Raw genomic sequence first — 16,557 nt, forward strand, 5'->3', positions numbered from 1 at the left:
GGATGCGCCGTGGATTTCAAGAATGCGCGCCGGAATTCTCTGGACGCCGGCAAATGATGTTGCTATTCTTGCAGCAGCCGCATATCCGAGAAGCGGCGCAATTGAACAGTCAGCGGTTCGACGTATATCTCGCAGAACGATCCCATCCGGATCCGACTCGATAAGCCGTATCACTGCTACGACAGCAAGGAAGCTCTCGTATGAACAGCAGCGCTATGCCGATATCCGAATCGCAGACCGACCCGACGACCAGACCAGACCCGGCCGAATACCTGGCAGAAGCCGTGCGCATCGCCGTCGAGAACGTCCGCAACGCGGGCGGACCCTTCGGGGCCGTGGTCGTCACGGCCGACGGGCAGGTCTTCGAGGGCGTGAACCGGGTCACCGCCGATCTCGATCCCTCCGCGCATGCCGAGGTCACGGCGATCCGCAACGCGTGCCGCGGCCTCGGCACCTTCGACCTGTCGGGAGCGACGCTCTACACGAGCTGCGAGCCCTGCCCGATGTGCCTCGCCACGTCGCTGTGGGCGCGGATCGACCGGGTGTACTTCGCCGCCGACCGGCACGATGCCGCTGACGCCGGCTTCGACGATGCGGCGTTCTACCGCTACTTCGAAGGCGACGACTCCGATCGGGCTGTCATGCCCGTGACCGACATCGCGCTGCCGCCCGGGCAGCGCGTCGCCCCCTTCACCGAGTGGGCAAGCACGCCCACCCGCATCGAGTACTGAACCCCTTCACCCTTCTCCGGAGCCGATGATGTCTTCACCTGTCCCTCCTTCCGCGCGCCCATCCGAGGCCGACACATCCACGACCGAGGTGGTCGGCAACGACGCCGCCGAGCACTTCGCCCGCGGCGGTGAACAGCTGCCGCCCCTGGCCACCGGCGCGACGAGCACCGTCGACGCCACACCGAAGAACGGATTCGACCGGTTCTTCGAGATCACCCGACGAGGGTCGACCGTCGCACGGGAGATCCGCGGCGGCGTGGTCACGTTCGTGACGATGGCATACATCGTCATCCTCAATCCGCTGATCCTCGGCGGCGTCACCGACGTGACGGACGGGGCGCTGGATGCCGCGCAGATCGGCGCCGCCACGGGCCTCACGGCCGGTGTGATGACGATCCTGTTCGGCGTGGTGGCAAGGCTGCCGTTCGCACTCGCGGCGGGGCTCGGCATCAACTCCTTCCTCGCCGTCTCTGTCGTCGGCCAGGTCACCTGGCCCGAGGCGATGGGGCTCGTCGTGATCAACGGGCTGCTGATCGTGCTCTTCGGCGCCACCGGCATCCGCACCGCCATCTTCAAGGCGGTGCCGCAGGCGCTGAAGGCGGCGATCACCGTCGGCATCGGCCTGTTCATCGCCTTCATCGGCTTCGTCGACTCGGGCTTCGTCAACCGCACCGCCGGCGGACCGCCTGTGCAGCTCGGCGACAACGGCTCGATCACCTCCGTGCCCACGCTGATCTTCCTGTTCGGGCTGGTGCTGATCGGCATCCTCGTGGCGCGCAAGGTGCCGGGCGGCATCCTCATCGGCATCGTGGTGAGCACGGTCGTGGCGCTGATCGCGCAGTCCGTGCTCAAGCTCGGGCCGTCTTTCGAGGATCCGAACGGCTGGCACATGACGATCCCCGAGCTTCCTGCCGCGTGGATCACGGTGCCCGATTTCGGCCTGATCGGCCAGTTCGACCTGTTCGGCGCCTTCGGCCGCGTCGGCGTGCTCTCCGCCACCATGCTCGTGTTCACGCTCGTCTTCTCGAACTTCTTCGACGCGATGGGCACGATGACCGGTCTCGCCAAGAACGCCGGCCTGGCCTACAAGGACGGCACCTTCCCGCGACTTCGCGCCGCGTTCGTCGTCGAGGGCTTCGGCGCGGTGGCGGGCGGCGTGACCTCCACGTCATCGAACACCGTCTACGTCGACAGCGCCTCGGGCATCGGCGAGGGCGCTCGAACGGGCCTTGCCTCGCTCGTCGTCGGCGTGCTGTTCCTGCTGTCGATGTTCGTCACCCCGCTCACCCTCGTGGTGCCGATCGAGGTGGGCTCGGCAGCCCTGGTGGTGGTCGGGGCGATGATGATGTCGCAGATCCGCGAGATCAAGTTCACGAAGTTCGCGGTGGCGCTGCCGGCGTTCCTCACCATCGTCACGATGCCGCTGACCTACTCGATCGCCAACGGCATCGGGGTGGGGTTCATCTCGTGGGCGCTGGTGAATGCCTTCTCCGGTCGCGCCAGGAAGGTGCACTGGCTGATGTGGATCGTCGCGGCCGGCTTCGCGCTGTATTTCGTCCGCGGGCCGATCGAGGCGATGCTCGCGGGCTGAGGATGCTGGTCGGAAAGGTCCCGATTCTCGATGTCGAGGATCGGGACCTTTCTGCTGTGCGGATCCTTTCCCTGCGGGCACAGGAATTCCCGTAGCGCACGATTGCAGCGTGAATGAATGCACTCATTCACGCGTTTGCGGATCAGCAATAGCCGGAATGCGTTTCGCGCATTCCGGCTATCCGAAGAATGTCATTCGGATGCCCGCGGTGCCGCCTCCTCGATCAGCTGGAGAATGCGGGCGGCGACGCTCACCGCGATGACCGCGGGCTGCTTGCCCGACACCTCTGGGATGCCGATCGGAGTCGTCACCCGGGCGAGCTCCGCGTCGGTGTGGCCGAGCTCGCGCAGCCTCTTGCGGAACCGCGCCCACTTCGACGCCGAGCCGATCAGGCCGATCGACCCGATCCCCGGCGAGCGCAGCGACTGGTCGACGATCGCGAGGTCCTCGACGTGGTCGTGCGTCATGACGAGCACGTGGGCGCCCGCGGGGATGTCCAGCAGGGCGGCCTCGGGCACCGGCGCGTGATGCACCTGGATGCGCGCTGCGGCGTCGGTCGTGGCGGGGGCGAGGCGCGCCGGGTCGAGCATCTCTGCGCGGGAGTCGACGAGGTGCAGCGACAGCTCGTGCCGCGAGAGGATCCGCGTGAGCTCGAGGCCCACATGGCCCATGCCGAACACCGCCACGGTGGGCACGACGCGAACCGGCTCCAGCATGATGGTGACTTCCCCTCCGCAGCACTGCACGCCGTACTCGGTCGTGGCCTTATCGCTGAGCGTCAGCGTGAGCAGCTGGGGCTCGGCCGTGCCCGAGGCGAGCATCTCGCGGGCGCGGTCGGCGGCGGTCGCCTCGAGGTTCCCGCCGCCGATCGTGCCGAACTGGTCGCCAGGCGAGATGACCATCTTCGCGCCGCCGTTGCGGGGCGCGTGCCCGCGCACCATCGCCAGGGTCACGATCACCGCGGGCGTGCGGCTCTCGCGCAGCGCGCGCAGGGCATCCAGCCAGTCGACCATCTCAGACCGCTGCGAGTTGGGGCGCAGGCTCCGCCGCGCCCAGCGCTGCGCGCGCGGTCTCGACCGCCCAGTACACCGACTCGGCTGTCGCCGGAGAGGCGAGCTCGACAGAGTGCCCTGCCGGGCCGAAGGCCGCGACCGCTTCGCGCAGCGCCTCTCGTGCGCTGAACGCGAGCATGAACGGCGGCTCGCCGACGGCCTTCGAGCCGTAGACAGCGCCATCCTCACGGGCGTTCTGGAACAGGCGCACGTTGAACTCCTCGGGCATCTCCGAGAAGCTCGGCAGCTTGTAGGTCGACGCCGACTGCGTCTGCAGGCGGCCGCGGTGCGGGCCGTCGGTGGCATCCCAACGCAGATCCTCGAGCGTGAGCCAGCCCATGCCCTGCACGTACGCGCCCTCGATCTGGCCGATGTCGAGCATCGGCGAGAGCGAGTCGCCCACGTCGTGCACGATGTCCACCCGGCGGATGCGGTACGCGCCGGTGAAGCCGTCGATCTCGACCTCGGTGGCCGCGGCGCCGTAGGCGAAGTACTTGAATGGCGAGCCCTGCATGGTCTCGGGGTTCCAGTGCAGACCAGCCGTGCGGTAGTAGCCGGCGGCGAACAGCTGCACGCGCTGGAAGTAGGCGGCCTTCGCGACCTCGGCGAAGCTCACGCGCTCGGGCTTGCCGAGGGCGGTCACGTAGCCGCCGCCGAAGCGCACGTCGCGTTCGTCGACGCCCAGCAGGCGCCCGGCGACAGCGGCCATGCGGTCGCGGATCTGCTCGCAGGCGTTCTTCACCGCACCGCCGTTGAGGTCGGCACCCGATGACGCGGCCGTGGCCGACGTGTTCGGCACCTTGTCGGTGCGAGTGGGGGCGAGACGCACCTGGTGCAGCTCCAGGCCCAGGGCGGTGGCCGCGATCTGCAGCATCTTCGTGTGTAGGCCCTGACCCATCTCGGTGCCGCCGTGGTTGACCAGCACCGATCCGTCCTTGTAGACGTGCACGAGCGCACCGGCCTGGTTGAACGCGGCGAAGTTGAATGAGATGCCGAACTTGATCGGCGTCATCGAGATCGCGCGCTTCACGTCGGGGCTGGCCGCGTTGAACGCGTCGATCTCGGCGCGACGCTGGGCGATCGACGCCTCGTCGGCGAGCTGGTCCCAGATCGTCGGCATCCGCTCGGCGTCCTTCACCAGCTGGCCGTACGGGGTGTGCTGACCCGGCTGGTAGAAGTTGCGGCGTCGCAGCTCGAGCGGATCGACGCCGAGTGCGGGGGCGACCCGGCCGAGGATGTCCTCGATGAGGAACACGCCCTGCGGACCCCCGAAGCCGCGGTACGCGGTGTTCGACTGCTTGTTGGTTTTCGCGATCTGCCCGTAGGCGTGCACGTTCTGGATCCAGTAGGCGTTGTCGAGGTGGCAGAGCGCGCGGCCGAGCACGGGCTCTGACAGGTCGATCGACCAGCCGCCGTCGGCGGTGAGCACGGCATCGAGAGCCTGCAGCATGCCGTTCTCGTCGAGACCGACCTTCCAGCTGATGTGGAAGGGATGCCGCTTGCCGGTCATCGTGAGATCCTGCGTGCGGTTCAGGCGCACCCGCACCGGGCGTCCGGTGAGCTTGGCCCCGAGCGCGGCGATGGCGGCGAAGCCGTGCGGCTGCATCTCCTTGCCGCCGAAGCCGCCGCCCATGCGCAGGCACTGCACGGTGACCTCGTTCGCGTGGATGCCCAGCACGTGCGAGACGAGGTCCTGCGTCTCGGTCGGGTGCTGCGTGGAGCACTGGATGAAGTACTGCCCCTCGGAGTCGCGCACGGCGAACGACGCGTGCGTCTCGAGGTAGAAGTGCTCCTGCCCCGCGAACTCGGTGACTCCCTCGAACACGTGCGTCGAGGCGGCGAGTCCCGCAGCCGCGTCGCCGCGGGCGACCGTGCGCCGGGTGCCCATGAACGATCCGGCCTGGATGGCGTCGTGCACCGTGATCAGCGAGGGGAGCTCGTCGTACTCGACCTTCACCCGCTCGGCGCCGAGGCGTGCGGCCTCGGTCGTCTCCGCGAGCACCCACACCAGCGCGTGACCGTAGAACATGGCCTCGCTCGGAAACAGCGGCTCGTCGTTGCGGATGCCGGCGTCGTTCAGGCCGGGCACGTCGTCGGCGGTAAGCACGCGCACGACGCCGGGCACCTCGTAGGCGCCCGAGACGTCGATGCTCACGCGAGCGTGCGCGCTGGCGGACTGCACCGGCCAGGCGGTGAGCACGCCGGCGGTCTGCGCGGCGATGTCGTCGGTGTACATCGCCGCTCCGGTCACGTGCAGCGCTGCACTCTCGTGCACGGCGGGGCGTCCGACGACGGGGTTCTCGGGGCGGTCGGCGAGCGTGTTCACACCGACACCTCCTTCGACTGGATGACGGTCTGGCTGTAGAACTTCAGCAGGGCGGAGCCCAGCATGTGCGCGCGGTAGTCGCCGCTGGCGCGGTGGTCGGACATCGGCGTGCCCTCGGACTGCAGCACGGCGGAGGCCGCCTTCACCGTGGTGATGTTCCACGGCTTGCCGATCAGCGCCTCCTCGGTGGCGGTGGCGCGCAGCGGGGTGGCGGCGACGCCGCCCAGGCCGATGCGGGCAGAGGTGACCGTGCCGCCGGTGATGTCGAAGGCGAAGCCGAGCGCGACGGAAGAGATGTCGTCGAAGCGGCGCTTCGAGATCTTGTGGAACGCGGTGTACTCCGACAGGGGGAGGGGGATGCGCACCGCGGTGATCAGCTCGTCTTTCGCGCGCACGGTCTGCCGGTAGCCGGTGAAGTACTCGGCCAGCGGCACCTCGCGCTCGCCGTCAGCGGATGCCAGCACCAGCCTCGCGTCCAGCGCGAGCAGTGCCGGCGGGGTGTCGCCGATCGGCGAGCCGGTGCCGAGATTGCCGCCGATGGTCCCGCGGTTGCGGATGAGGCGCGATGCGAACTGGGGGAACAGCTTGGCCAGCAGCGGCACACGGCCATCGAGGCGGCGTTCGACGTCGGACAGCGGCAGCGCCGCTCCGATCTCGACCATGTCATCGGTGACGGTGAGTGCGCGCAGCTCTTCGAGCTGGTCGATCGCGATGACGAAAGGCGCGCGGCGACCGCGGAGGTTGACCTCGACGCCCCAGTCCGTCGATCCCGCCACGATCAGGGCATCCGGCTCATCGCGAAGCAGACGCAGGGCGTCGGCGAGGCTGGGGGGACGGACGAAGCGCGACCCGGCGACCTCGGCTTCCGTCGCGACGGCTGAGGGAGCCGGCTGCGACAGGCGCTGCTGGAGCGGGTCATCCTGCTCGGGCGAGCCGAGCGAGTAGGCCGCGTCGCGGATCGGTCGGTAGCCTGTGCAGCGGCACAGGTTGCCGCTGAGCGCGTGCAGGTCGAACCCGTTCGGGCCGGCCTCGAGGCCGTCGTCATCCGGGCCCTCGCCGTGCTGCTGCTCGCCGTCATGAGCGGGGCAGCCGGTGCCGCGCTCGGGACGGTAGTACTCGGCCGCCATGCTGCATGCGAAGCCGGGAGTGCAGTACCCGCACTGCGAGCCGCCGGCCTCGGCCAGCTTCTGCTGCACCGGATGCAGGTTCTCGACCCCGCCGAGCCCCTCGGCCGTCACGATCTCCTGCCCGTCGAGGGCGTAGACCGGCACGAGGCACGCGTTCACCGGCGTCCAGCGGGTGGTGCCGTCATCGTCGGGGGTGGCGATCATCATGGCGCAGGCGCCGCACTCGCCCTCGGCGCAGCCCTCCTTGCTGCCGGGGAGCCCGCAGTCGCGCAGCCAGTCCAGAGCGGTCGTGTGGGTGGGCACACCGTCGAGCGGGCGGCTCCGCCCGTTCACGGTGACCGTGATGTCAGTCATTGTCTCTCCTCGGGTATGACGCGTCGGCGTCGGCGCACGCTGCTCGCGTGCCGGCGGGGATTCCGAGGGGTGGGCGCCGCTCCGATCGCATGATGCGATCGCGACGTCGCGCGCGGGCGCGCTGATCTCAGGCGAACCGACGGCGAGGCCTCGGAATCGTCGGGAAGGGCGATTCCGTGGGCGGCTGCTCAGGCGCCGTGGGCGTACCAGTTGCCCCAGGCGGTGGAGCTCTCGACGGGGGCGGTGGCGTGAACGTGAACGTACTGCAGCATCGCGACCCCTCTCTGCGCTGAGTTGAGGAGAATCCTCATGATGTCGGTCAGTGTAATCGGCCGTCCGAGCTTCGGTCAAGAGCGACGGGTTGCCCTTCCGTGGCGCAGGATCTAAACTTGAGTCAACACAACTCAACTTTGAAGGAGTCTCCCTCCAGGAGGAACGAATGACCAACCCGGCACAGAGTGAAGAGCAGCAGAGCGCCCTCGAGCAGTTCGGCATCAACCTCACCGATCGCGCCCGCCAGGGCAAGCTCGATCCGGTGATCGGCCGCGACAGCGAGATCCGTCGCGTGAGCCAGGTGCTCACCCGGCGCACGAAGAACAACCCCGTGCTCATCGGCGAGCCCGGCGTCGGCAAGACCGCCGTCGTCGAGGGGCTCGCGCAGCGCATCGTCGCGGGAGACGTCGCCGAGTCCCTTAAGGACAAGGAGCTCGTCTCGCTCGACATCTCCGCGCTCGTCGCCGGTGCCATGTACCGCGGTCAGTTCGAGGAGCGGCTGAAGAGCGTGCTCAAGGAGATCACCGAGTCCGACGGCAAGGTCATCACGTTCATCGACGAGCTGCACGTGCTCATGGGCGCGGGCGGCGGCGAGGGCTCGGTCGCGGCATCCAACATGCTCAAGCCCATGCTCGCCCGCGGCGAGCTGCGCATGATCGGCGCCACCACTCTCAACGAGTACCGCGAGTTCATCGAGAAGGACGCCGCGCTCGAGCGCCGCTTCCAGCAGGTGTACGTCGGCGAGCCGACCGTCGAGGACACCGTCGCGATCCTGCGTGGACTGAAGGGGCGGTACGAGGCGCACCACGGGGTCACGATCTCGGACACCGCGCTCGTGGCATCCGCGGCGCTGTCGAACCGCTACCTGCCCAGCCGCCAGCTGCCGGACAAGGCGATCGACCTGATCGACGAGGCCATGTCGCGGCTGAAGATGGAGATCGACTCCTCGCCCGTCGAGATCGACGAGCTCAAGCGCCAGGTCGACCGGATGAAGTTGGAAGAGCTCGCGCTGAAGAAGGAGAAGGACGCCGCGTCGAAGGAGCGCCTCGCGGCGCTGCGCGAGCAGATGGCCGGGCTCGAGAGCGAGCTCGACGCGCTCGAAGAGCGCTGGGCGCGCGAGCGTCAGGGGCTGAACCGGGTCGGCGAACTGAAGAAGCAGCTCGACGAGGCCACCACCCAGCGTGACCTGGCGATGCGCGAGGGCGACTACACGAAGGCATCCAAGCTCGAGTACGAGACCATCCGGCGCCTGAACGCCGAGATCGCCGAGGCCGAGCAGGCCGAGGCGGCCGTCTCGAACGAGGGCCGCATGGTCAACGAGCAGGTCACCGAAGAGGACATCGCCGCCGTGATCGCCGCATGGACGGGCATCCCGGTCGGCAGGCTGCTGCAGGGCGAGAGCGAGAAGCTGCTGCATCTCGAGAGCGAGCTCGGCCGCCGTCTGATCGGGCAGAAGGAGGCGGTGAAGGCCGTCTCGGATGCCGTGCGGCGCTCGCGCGCCGGCATCAGCGACCCCGGTCGTCCCACCGGCTCGTTCCTCTTCCTCGGACCGACCGGCGTCGGCAAGACCGAGCTCGCCAAGGCGCTCGCCGCGTTCCTCTTCGACGACGAGCACGCGATGGTTCGCATCGACATGAGCGAGTACGGCGAGAAGCACTCCGTGTCGCGCCTCGTCGGCGCCCCTCCCGGGTACATCGGCTACGAGCAGGGTGGTCAGCTGACCGAGGCCGTGCGTCGGCGTCCGTACTCGGTCGTGCTGCTCGATGAGGTCGAGAAGGCGCATCCCGAGGTGTTCGACGTGCTGCTGCAGGTGCTCGACGATGGCCGGCTGACCGACGGGCAGGGGCGCACGGTCGATTTCTCGAACGTCATCCTCATCCTCACCTCGAACATCGGCTCGCCCATCCTCATCGACCCCGTCATGTCGCCCGACGAGAAGCGCGAGGCGGTGATGGCGCTCGTGCGGCAGTCGTTCCGCCCGGAGTTCCTGAACCGTCTCGATGACATCGTGATGTTCTCGGCGCTCTCGCACGACGACCTCGCGCAGATCGTCGAGCTGGCGGTCGACGGACTGCAGCGTCGGCTCGCGGATCGCCGGCTGACGCTGGCCGTGACCCCGGATGCCAGGGCCTGGCTCGCCGAGCGCGGCTACGACCCGGTGTTCGGCGCCCGGCCGCTGCGCCGGCTCATCCAGACCGAGGTCCAGAACCGCCTTGCGACGGCGCTGCTCTCGGGCGGCGTGCGCGACGGCGACATGGTGCGCGTGGACGTCGCGGCCGACGGCAGCGGACTGGCGCTCACGGCCGCCGGCGCCTGACCCCTCGGGCCCGGTTTCGCGCCCTGGGCCCGCGAGACTTCACTTCCAGCATGAGAAACGCGTTCCAGCGCGGTTTCTCATGCTGGAAGGTACGTCTCGTGGGTTTTCCGTGCGTTCGAGCGCGCGGGACGACCCGTCGAGTTCCGACATGTGAAATAGTTCATTCGCGTTTCGGAAAAAATCGTTGACGGTGCGCGGTCTGCGTGGTTGAATCTGAACTACTCCGATGACGGAGCACCCGGATCCGCAGACATGCGCACTGAGCCCACTCACCCGTGAGCACACCTGCGAGCCCCGCACTCGACGAAGAGGTCAGGAAATGAGCAAGCAGAAGAACGACGTCCTCCGCCCCGAAGATGAACGCCTGTCCATCGGCGCCACCTTCGGGTACGGACTCCAGCACGTGCTGACGATGTACGGCGGCATCATCGCGCCGCCGCTGATCATCGGGCAGCTCGCCGGACTCAGCCCGGCAGAGATCGGCGTGCTCATCGCGTCGTGCCTCTTCATGGGCGGCCTGGCGACCATCCTGCAGACGGTCGGCATCCCGTTCTTCGGTTCACAGCTGCCGCTCGTGCAGGGCGTGTCGTTCGCCGGTGTGGCGACCATGGGCGCGATCGTCACGAACGGCGGCGGGCTGCCGGCCGTGTTCGGGTCGGTGATAGCGGCATCCGTCCTCGGTCTGCTGATCGCACCGATCTTCGCGATGGTGATCCGGTTCTTCCCGCCGGTCGTCACCGGCGTCGTCATCACCACCATCGGCCTGACCCTGCTGCCCGTCGCCGCGCGCTGGGCCATGGGCGGCAACGCGACTGCCGACGACTACGGCTCGCCGCAGAACCTGCTGCTCGCATTCGTGACGCTGCTGTTCGTGCTGATCCTCAGCAAGGTGCCGATCGGGGCCGTCTCTCGCCTGTCGATCCTGCTCGCCATCGTCGCCGGCACGATCTTCGCCGCCTTCCTCGGCCGGGTCGACTTCTCGCAGGTCGGCGAGGGCGCCATCTTCGCCTTCCCGACGCCGTTCGCGTTCGGCTGGCCGACGTTCGAGATCGCCGCGATCATCTCGATGTTCATCGTGATCCTCGTGACCCTCACCGAGACCACGGCCGACATCCTCGCTGTGGGCGAGATCGTGGGCACCAAGGTCGACAAGAAGCGCATCGCCGACGGCCTGCGCGCCGATATGCTCTCCAGTGCCGTGTCGCCGGTCTTCGGCACGTTCACCCAGTCGGCATTCGCGCAGAACGTCGGCCTGGTCGCCATCACCGGTGTGAAGAGCCGTTTCGTCGTCACCGCCGGAGGCGTGGTGCTGGTCATCCTCGGTCTGCTGCCGGTGCTCGGCCGCGTCGTCGGCGAGATCCCCTCCCCGGTCCTGGGTGGCGCGGGCATCGTGCTGTTCGGCTCGGTCGCGGCATCCGGTGTCCGCACGCTGGCCAAGGTCGACTACCGCGGCAACATGAACCTCATCATCGTGGCGGCGTCGATCGGCATCGGCATGCTGCCGATCGCCGCTCCGACCATCTACGACCAGATGCCCGACTGGTTCAACACCATCTTCCACTCGGGCATCAGCTCGGCCGCGGTCGCCGCGATCTTCCTCAACCTGCTGTTCAACCACGTCGGCGCCCGCCGCTCGAAGAACGCCAACAGCTTCGTCGCGGCACCCACGCGCAGTATCCCGGTGCAGTACCTCGACGCGTTCGAGGACGGCGACTCGATCGTCGACGGCCGGATCGTCGACCGGGAGGGCAAGGAAGTGCCGGTGCAGGTGCCCGAGCACTGAGTCCGCCGCCCTGACGTACCGCGAGACTTCACCTCCGGCACGAGACCTGCGCTCCGGCGCTCGGTCTCACGCTGGAAGGGAAGTCTCGCGGCGTCTTCGCGGGTGCGGGAAGGCTAGTCGCTGTGCGAGGTCTGCCAGGACGAGGGGCCGGTGGAGCCGGCCGGATACTCGTCGAGCGGCGTCTCGCCGCGAGCCCAGGCATCCCGAACCGGCTGGATGATCCGCCAGCACTGCTCGGCCTCATCCGCGCGCACCGACAGGGCGACGTCACCGTCGAGCAGCTCTTCGATCACCTCCTCGTACGACCGCTGCTGCCCAGCACCCAGGCCCGCGACGAGATCCTCGTCGCGCAGCGCGAACGGATCGTCGCCTCCGGTCACGTGCAGGCGCAGGTGCATCTCATCGGGTCCGAGTGAGAAGGTGAGGCGGCCGCCGTCGGCGGGGACGCCGTTCAGCCCCGGCGGCACGTGCCGCACCGGCTTGAATGTCACCACGATCTCGGAGTGCTTGCGCTCGAGCGCCTTGCCCGAGCGCAGGATGAACGGCACCCCGGCCCAGCGGTCGCTGGAGACCTCGAAGACGACCTCGGCGAGCGTCTCGGTCTGCCGGGAGACGTCGATGCCCTCCTCATCGCTGTACGAGGGCAGCTTGCGGGATCCCCCATCGGCGAGCTGCTGGTTGCCGGCCGTGTACTGCGCGCGGCGCGAGAAGCGAGCCGGGTCGTCGCCCATCACGTGCGTAGCCCGCAGCACAGCCGCCTTCGCGTCGCGCAGGTCGCGCTCGTGCAGCGTCGCGGGCGGATCCATCGCGAGCAGCGCCAGCACCTGCAGCAGGTGACTCTGGATCATGTCGATGAGCGCGCCGGCCTTGTCGTAGTAGCGGGCACGGCCTTCGAGCGCGACCGATTCGTCGAAGCGGATCAGCACCTCCTGGATGTGCTCTGCCGACCACACCGGCTCCCAGATGCGGTTGGCCAGGCGCACGCCGAGCAGGTTCAGCAGCGTCGACCGCCCGAGGAAGTGATCGACGCGGAAGATCTGCTTCTCGGGCACGAGCGCCAGCAGCTTGTCATTGAGCGCGCGCGCGCTCGCCTCGTCCTGGCCGAACGGCTTCTCCATCGCGAGCACGGTTCCCTCGGGAAGCGTGAGCCCGGCCATCGCGTCGATCGCCGCGGCGGTGACGGCCGGCGGCAGGGCGAAGTAGAGCACGGTATCCGGGTCGAGCGTGTCGACGAGGGCCGCTACGGCCGAGGCATCCGTCACATCCGCCTGAGCGTAGTCCGCGAGGTCGACCTGGTCGAGTGCCTGGGGGGAATCGGCGAACGCCTTCTTCACGGTGGTGCGCCAGGTCTCGGCATCCCAGTCCTCCGTGCCGGACCCGCGCAGCACGACCCGGCGGTTCTGCTCTTTGCCGAGCAGAGACGCGAGCGAGGGCAGCAGCAGGCGTGAGGTGAGGTCGCCGGTGGCGCCGAGGATGAAGAGTGTTCTGGTCGTCGACATGGCACCGAGGGTAGTCGTCGTCGAACCGAGCGCAAGGGGGGTGGAGTGGGTTCGGCTCCGATGACAGACTGCGCTCGTGGTGACGCGAATCGAGGACTACGCCCTGCTCAGCAACTGCCGCACTGCGGCGCTCGTGTCGAGGGAGGGCAGCATCGACTGGCTGTGCCTGCCGCGGCTCGACTCCGCCAGCACGTTCGCGGCCCTGCTGGGTGACGAATCGCACGGGCGGTGGATGCTGCGCCCCGACGACCCGGATGCCACCGCCACCCGTCATTACGATCGCGACACGTTCGTGCTGATCACCCGGTGGCAGAGCGGTGACGCGGTCGCCGAGGTGCACGACTTCATGCCCATCGACCCGGACCCCGGCGTGCAGATCCGGCGGACGGATGTCGTGCGCCGCGTCGTCGGGGTGGCCGGTGATATGACGTTCACGCAGCGGCTCAGCATCCGGTTCGACTACTCCCGTGCCATGCCGTGGATGCGGCAGACCGGGACCGACGACCAGCCGCAGCTGGTCGCCATGGCAGGGCCGGATGCGCTCGTGGTGCGCGGTGCGCGGCTGAAGGCCGTCGACCACGAGCACCGCGGCGAGGTGCGCGTGGGAGCCGGCGATGTGCACGACCTGCAGCTGTCCTGGTTCCCGTCGCACCGCCCGGCACCCGACCCGCTCGACGTCGATCACGCGCTCGAGGTGACCAAGACGTGGTGGCAGAGCTGGGCCGACACCGTCGAGCACGCCGGACCGCACCACGACAAGGTGGTGCGCTCGCTGCTGATCCTGCGCGCTCTCACGAATCACGAGACCGGCGGCATCGCGGCAGCCGCGACCATGGCGCTGCCCGAGCAGCTCGGCGGCGAGCGCAACTGGGACTACCGCTACGTCTGGCTGCGCGACGCCGCGCTCACGCTCGAGGCGCTGCTCGATCACGGCTTCCTCGGGCTCGCCGACAGCTGGCGCGAGTGGCTGCTGCGTGCGGTCGCGGGAGACCCTGCCGATCTGCAGATCATGTACGGGCTCGCGGGGGAGCGCGATCTCACCGAGAGCGTGCTCGCCGCGCTGCCCGGGTACGCCGACTCCGGACCGGTGCGCGTCGGAAACGGCGCATGGGGGCAGTACCAGGCGGATGTCGTGGGTGAGGTGCTCGTGACCCTGTCGGCTGCGCGGAAGGCGGGACTCGCCGACAGCGAGTTCTCGTGGCCGCTCGAGCGCAGCCTGCTGCGCTTCGCGTCGGATCAGATCGATCATCCCGATCAGGGCCTGTGGGAGATCCGCGGGCCGGCACGCATGTTCACGCACTCGCGGGTGATGATGTGGGCGGCGTTCGATCGGGGTGTGCGGGCGGTGGAGGAGTACGGGCTGCCCGGTGCGGTCGACACCTGGCGCAAGCTGCGCGACCGGATGCGCGAGGAGATCGACACCCGGGGCGTGCGCAACGGGCACTTCACCCAGCACTACGACACCGATGAAGTGGATGCGTCGCTGCTGCTGCTGCCGCAGGTCGGCTACTGCCGACCCGACGACGAGCGGATGCTGGCGACGGTGGCCCGCATCGAGCAGACGCTCATGCACGACGGGCTGCTGCACCGCTACCGAACGGAGAGTGGTGTCGACGGCCTGGCGGGTGAGGAGAGCCCGTTCCTCGCATGCTCGTTCTGGCTGGTCGAGCAGTACGCCAGCACCAGCCGGCGAGACGAGGCGGCGGAGCTGATGGACCGGCTCTGCGGGCTGACCAACGACGTCGGGATGCTGGCGGAGGAGTACGACCCGGTCGCCGGTCGGCAGCTCGGCAACACTCCGCAGGCGTTCTCGCACCTGGCGCTGGTGCGCGCCGCAGACGCGCTGAGCGACAGCGAGAGCAAGCCCCGCTGACGCGAAGAGCATCGCGCGACGGTCGCATCGCTGTCCACAGGGAAGAAAGTGCGGTGCGAAGCCGTTCTGCCGTCGTGCGACCATGGGTGCATGAGACGGCACCTCAAGTGGATCGTGCTCCTCGTCAGCGCGCCGCTGTCATACCTCGTCGCGATGCTGCTGATGATGGCGGCGCGTGAGGCCCAGACGAGCGCCGAAGGCAGTGGCATTGCCGGGCTCGTGCTTGCCCAGCTGCTGCTTATGCTGCTGGCCGTCGGCGTGCCGATCTGGATGCTCGTGTGGTCGATCGTGGAGATGACTCGTGTGCACCGGCGTGCGCAGCGTGCGAAGGGCCGGTTCACGCCATTCGAACAGCAGCAGCTCGCTGCAGCTCGCAGTTCCGCCGCGGCATGGGAGCATGCCCGCGCTGTTCGGACATCGATCATGGCGGGGCAGATGCCGCCCGCACTCCCTGCGCAATGGGATGTCGTGCCGGATCAGGGAGAGGTGTTCTTCGGGCACGTGCCCGTGACGTACGCCCGGTACTACGGTCAAGACATCACGTACCGGCAGTCGTCGACCGTCGCGCTCGGGAGACCAGCCTTCATCGTCGGAGCGCTGGCGGTGACGGCGATCGCGAACGCGGCAGCTCGGTCGCAGGCAGATAAGCAGGCGGCCACCCAGTGGCGCGAGTGGCAGAACACCGGCGCCTACGTGACGTCGCATCGGATCGCCGTCCACGCGAGTGGTGAGTGGCTCTCGTTCGACTACGCCGCGATGACGGCCGTGTACCCCGAGGTGGCCTCCCAGACACTGGTGTGCCAGTTCTCGTCGACATCACCGCTGCTGCTCAGCGGCGACGGCGCGGCGCTGAGCGCAGTGATCGCCGTCGCGCAGGCGTATGGGCGGGATGCTGTAGGGACTCACCCCGCCCTGACCGCCCTCGATCGCCCGGCTCCCGAACCCGCGCTCCGACCGATCGGCAGGACGGGCACCCGCTGACGGCGAGAGCGCCGCCCGGACGGGACGGCGCTCTCGAGGAGGGATGCGCGGCTCAGGCGTTGGCGAGCAGCGTCTCGTCGATCGGACGACGAACGCGGGGAGCCGACTCGCGCTCCTGCAGCACCTCGGGCAGCGCGCCCGCATCACCCAGGTCGCCCAGGGCGATGACGGTGATCGGGGTGAAGCGCTCGCCGAGGCCGGTGAGCTCGCGGATGTCGTCCGCGTCGAAGCCGCTCATCTGGTGCACGACCAGGCCGTCGTGGTGTGCCTGCACCGACAGGTGCGCGACCGACTGGCCGAGGTCGTACACGGCGTGCGAGATCGGGGCGCCCTCTTCGTTCGCGGTCTCGGCGACGGCGACGATGAGCGCCGCGGCGTTTCCGGCCCACGCCTGGTTGAAGCCCATCAGCGCCGAGTGGATGCCGCGGTGCAGCTCCGAGCCCCGGCGCGCGACGATGAAGCGCCACGGCTGCGAGTTGTTGGCGCTCGGGCTCCAGCGGGCGGCCTCGAGCGCGGAGGAGAGCTTGGCCTCGTCGATCGGCGCCTCGGAGTCGAACGCGCGGGGGCTCCACCGGTCGGCGAGGACGTCCAGGACGGGGTGCTCGGTCTGCGCGGTGCGATCGAGGATGGGGTTGCTCATCAGGTGAGGC

Annotated in this window: 12 protein-coding genes; 6 read left to right on the forward strand and 6 right to left on the reverse strand. The window is 68.8% G+C overall.

The annotated features are described in order from the left end of the window. Window positions 1–215 precede the first annotated feature (215 nt). Window positions 216–731 carry a nucleoside deaminase gene (locus tag ACIPV2_RS10055; protein WP_400841802.1) on the forward strand — a complete coding sequence of 172 codons (516 nt, stop codon included), beginning with the start codon at window positions 216–218 and terminating at the stop codon, window positions 729–731. A 28-nt stretch (window positions 732–759) separates the two neighbouring features. Further along, entirely contained in the window at window positions 760–2,322 is a 1,563-nt protein-coding gene (locus ACIPV2_RS10060) for an NCS2 family permease (protein ID WP_400840826.1), read from the forward strand. 191 nt (window positions 2,323–2,513) lie between these two features. On the opposite strand, the gene xdhC is transcribed toward ACIPV2_RS10060, so the two are convergent. The 4 genes from xdhC to ACIPV2_RS10080 all read right to left on the reverse strand — a co-directional run bounded on the left by xdhC (window position 2,514) and on the right by ACIPV2_RS10080 (window position 7,492). Further along, a complete protein-coding gene (gene xdhC / locus ACIPV2_RS10065; protein ID WP_400840828.1) occupies window positions 2,514–3,335 on the reverse strand; it encodes a xanthine dehydrogenase accessory protein XdhC in 822 nt (273 codons plus the stop codon). Window position 3,336: 1 nt separating this feature from the next. Further along, window positions 3,337–5,700: a xanthine dehydrogenase molybdopterin binding subunit gene (gene xdhB / locus ACIPV2_RS10070; protein ID WP_400840830.1), complete on the reverse strand. Its 2,364-nt coding sequence runs from the start codon at window positions 5,698–5,700 to the stop codon at window positions 3,337–3,339. Further along, window positions 5,697–7,181, reverse strand: coding sequence for a xanthine dehydrogenase small subunit (locus tag ACIPV2_RS10075; protein ID WP_400840832.1), 1,485 nt, complete (start codon window positions 7,179–7,181; stop codon window positions 5,697–5,699). Before ACIPV2_RS10075 ends, xdhB begins: the two co-directional genes overlap by 4 nt. 188 nt (window positions 7,182–7,369) lie before the next feature. After that, window positions 7,370–7,492 (reverse strand): hypothetical protein, encoded by a 123-nt coding sequence (locus ACIPV2_RS10080; RefSeq protein WP_400840834.1) that lies wholly within the window; start codon window positions 7,490–7,492, stop codon window positions 7,370–7,372. Between the two features lie 128 nt (window positions 7,493–7,620). On the opposite strand from ACIPV2_RS10080, the gene ACIPV2_RS10085 reads away from it, so the two are divergent. Both ACIPV2_RS10085 and ACIPV2_RS10090 read left to right on the forward strand, forming a co-directional pair. Beyond that, window positions 7,621–9,771, forward strand: a complete 2,151-nt coding sequence (locus ACIPV2_RS10085) for an ATP-dependent Clp protease ATP-binding subunit (RefSeq protein ID WP_101187621.1) — start codon at window positions 7,621–7,623, stop codon at window positions 9,769–9,771. Window positions 9,772–10,090: 319 nt separating this feature from the next. Continuing rightward, window positions 10,091–11,554 carry a nucleobase:cation symporter-2 family protein gene (locus ACIPV2_RS10090; protein WP_101187622.1) on the forward strand — a complete coding sequence of 488 codons (1,464 nt, stop codon included), beginning with the start codon at window positions 10,091–10,093 and terminating at the stop codon, window positions 11,552–11,554. 113 nt (window positions 11,555–11,667) lie between these two features. Here the strand turns inward: ACIPV2_RS10090 and ACIPV2_RS10095 are convergent, their stop codons facing one another. After that, window positions 11,668–13,053, reverse strand: a complete 1,386-nt coding sequence (locus tag ACIPV2_RS10095) for a glucose-6-phosphate dehydrogenase (protein ID WP_400840837.1) — start codon at window positions 13,051–13,053, stop codon at window positions 11,668–11,670. Between the two features lie 76 nt (window positions 13,054–13,129). On the opposite strand from ACIPV2_RS10095, the gene ACIPV2_RS10100 reads away from it, so the two are divergent. Both ACIPV2_RS10100 and ACIPV2_RS10105 read left to right on the forward strand, forming a co-directional pair. Further along, window positions 13,130–14,926 carry a glycoside hydrolase family 15 protein gene (locus tag ACIPV2_RS10100; RefSeq protein ID WP_400840839.1) on the forward strand — a complete coding sequence of 599 codons (1,797 nt, stop codon included), beginning with the start codon at window positions 13,130–13,132 and terminating at the stop codon, window positions 14,924–14,926. Between the two features lie 90 nt (window positions 14,927–15,016). Further along, window positions 15,017–15,907, forward strand: a complete 891-nt coding sequence (locus ACIPV2_RS10105; RefSeq protein WP_400840841.1) for a hypothetical protein — start codon at window positions 15,017–15,019, stop codon at window positions 15,905–15,907. A gap of 52 nt (window positions 15,908–15,959) precedes the next feature. Here the strand turns inward: ACIPV2_RS10105 and ACIPV2_RS10110 are convergent, their stop codons facing one another. Then, window positions 15,960–16,547 (reverse strand): nitroreductase family protein, encoded by a 588-nt coding sequence (locus ACIPV2_RS10110; protein WP_400840843.1) that lies wholly within the window; start codon window positions 16,545–16,547, stop codon window positions 15,960–15,962. Window positions 16,548–16,557 lie beyond the last annotated feature (10 nt).

It is taken from the genome of Microbacterium sp. NPDC089987, assembly GCF_044748505.1.
GTDB lineage: Bacteria > Actinomycetota > Actinomycetes > Actinomycetales > Microbacteriaceae > Microbacterium.

Bases quoted from the DNA above. Each gene is read 5' to 3' on its own strand.
- ACIPV2_RS10110 (WP_400840843.1), bottom strand. From the start codon at position 16,547: ATGAGCAACCCCATCCTCGATCGCACCGCGCAGACCGAGCACCCCGTC.
- ACIPV2_RS10075 (WP_400840832.1), bottom strand. From the start codon at position 7,181: ATGACTGACATCACGGTCACCGTGAACGGGCGGAGCCGCCCGCTCGAC.
- ACIPV2_RS10060 (WP_400840826.1), top strand. From the start codon at position 760: ATGTCTTCACCTGTCCCTCCTTCCGCGCGCCCATCCGAGGCCGACACA.
- ACIPV2_RS10090 (WP_101187622.1), top strand. From the start codon at position 10,091: ATGAGCAAGCAGAAGAACGACGTCCTCCGCCCCGAAGATGAACGCCTG.
- ACIPV2_RS10105 (WP_400840841.1), top strand. From the start codon at position 15,017: ATGAGACGGCACCTCAAGTGGATCGTGCTCCTCGTCAGCGCGCCGCTG.
- xdhC (WP_400840828.1), bottom strand. From the start codon at position 3,335: ATGGTCGACTGGCTGGATGCCCTGCGCGCGCTGCGCGAGAGCCGCACG.
- ACIPV2_RS10085 (WP_101187621.1), top strand. From the start codon at position 7,621: ATGACCAACCCGGCACAGAGTGAAGAGCAGCAGAGCGCCCTCGAGCAG.
- ACIPV2_RS10080 (WP_400840834.1), bottom strand. From the start codon at position 7,492: ATGAGGATTCTCCTCAACTCAGCGCAGAGAGGGGTCGCGATGCTGCAG.
- ACIPV2_RS10095 (WP_400840837.1), bottom strand. From the start codon at position 13,053: ATGTCGACGACCAGAACACTCTTCATCCTCGGCGCCACCGGCGACCTC.
- ACIPV2_RS10055 (WP_400841802.1), top strand. From the start codon at position 216: ATGCCGATATCCGAATCGCAGACCGACCCGACGACCAGACCAGACCCG.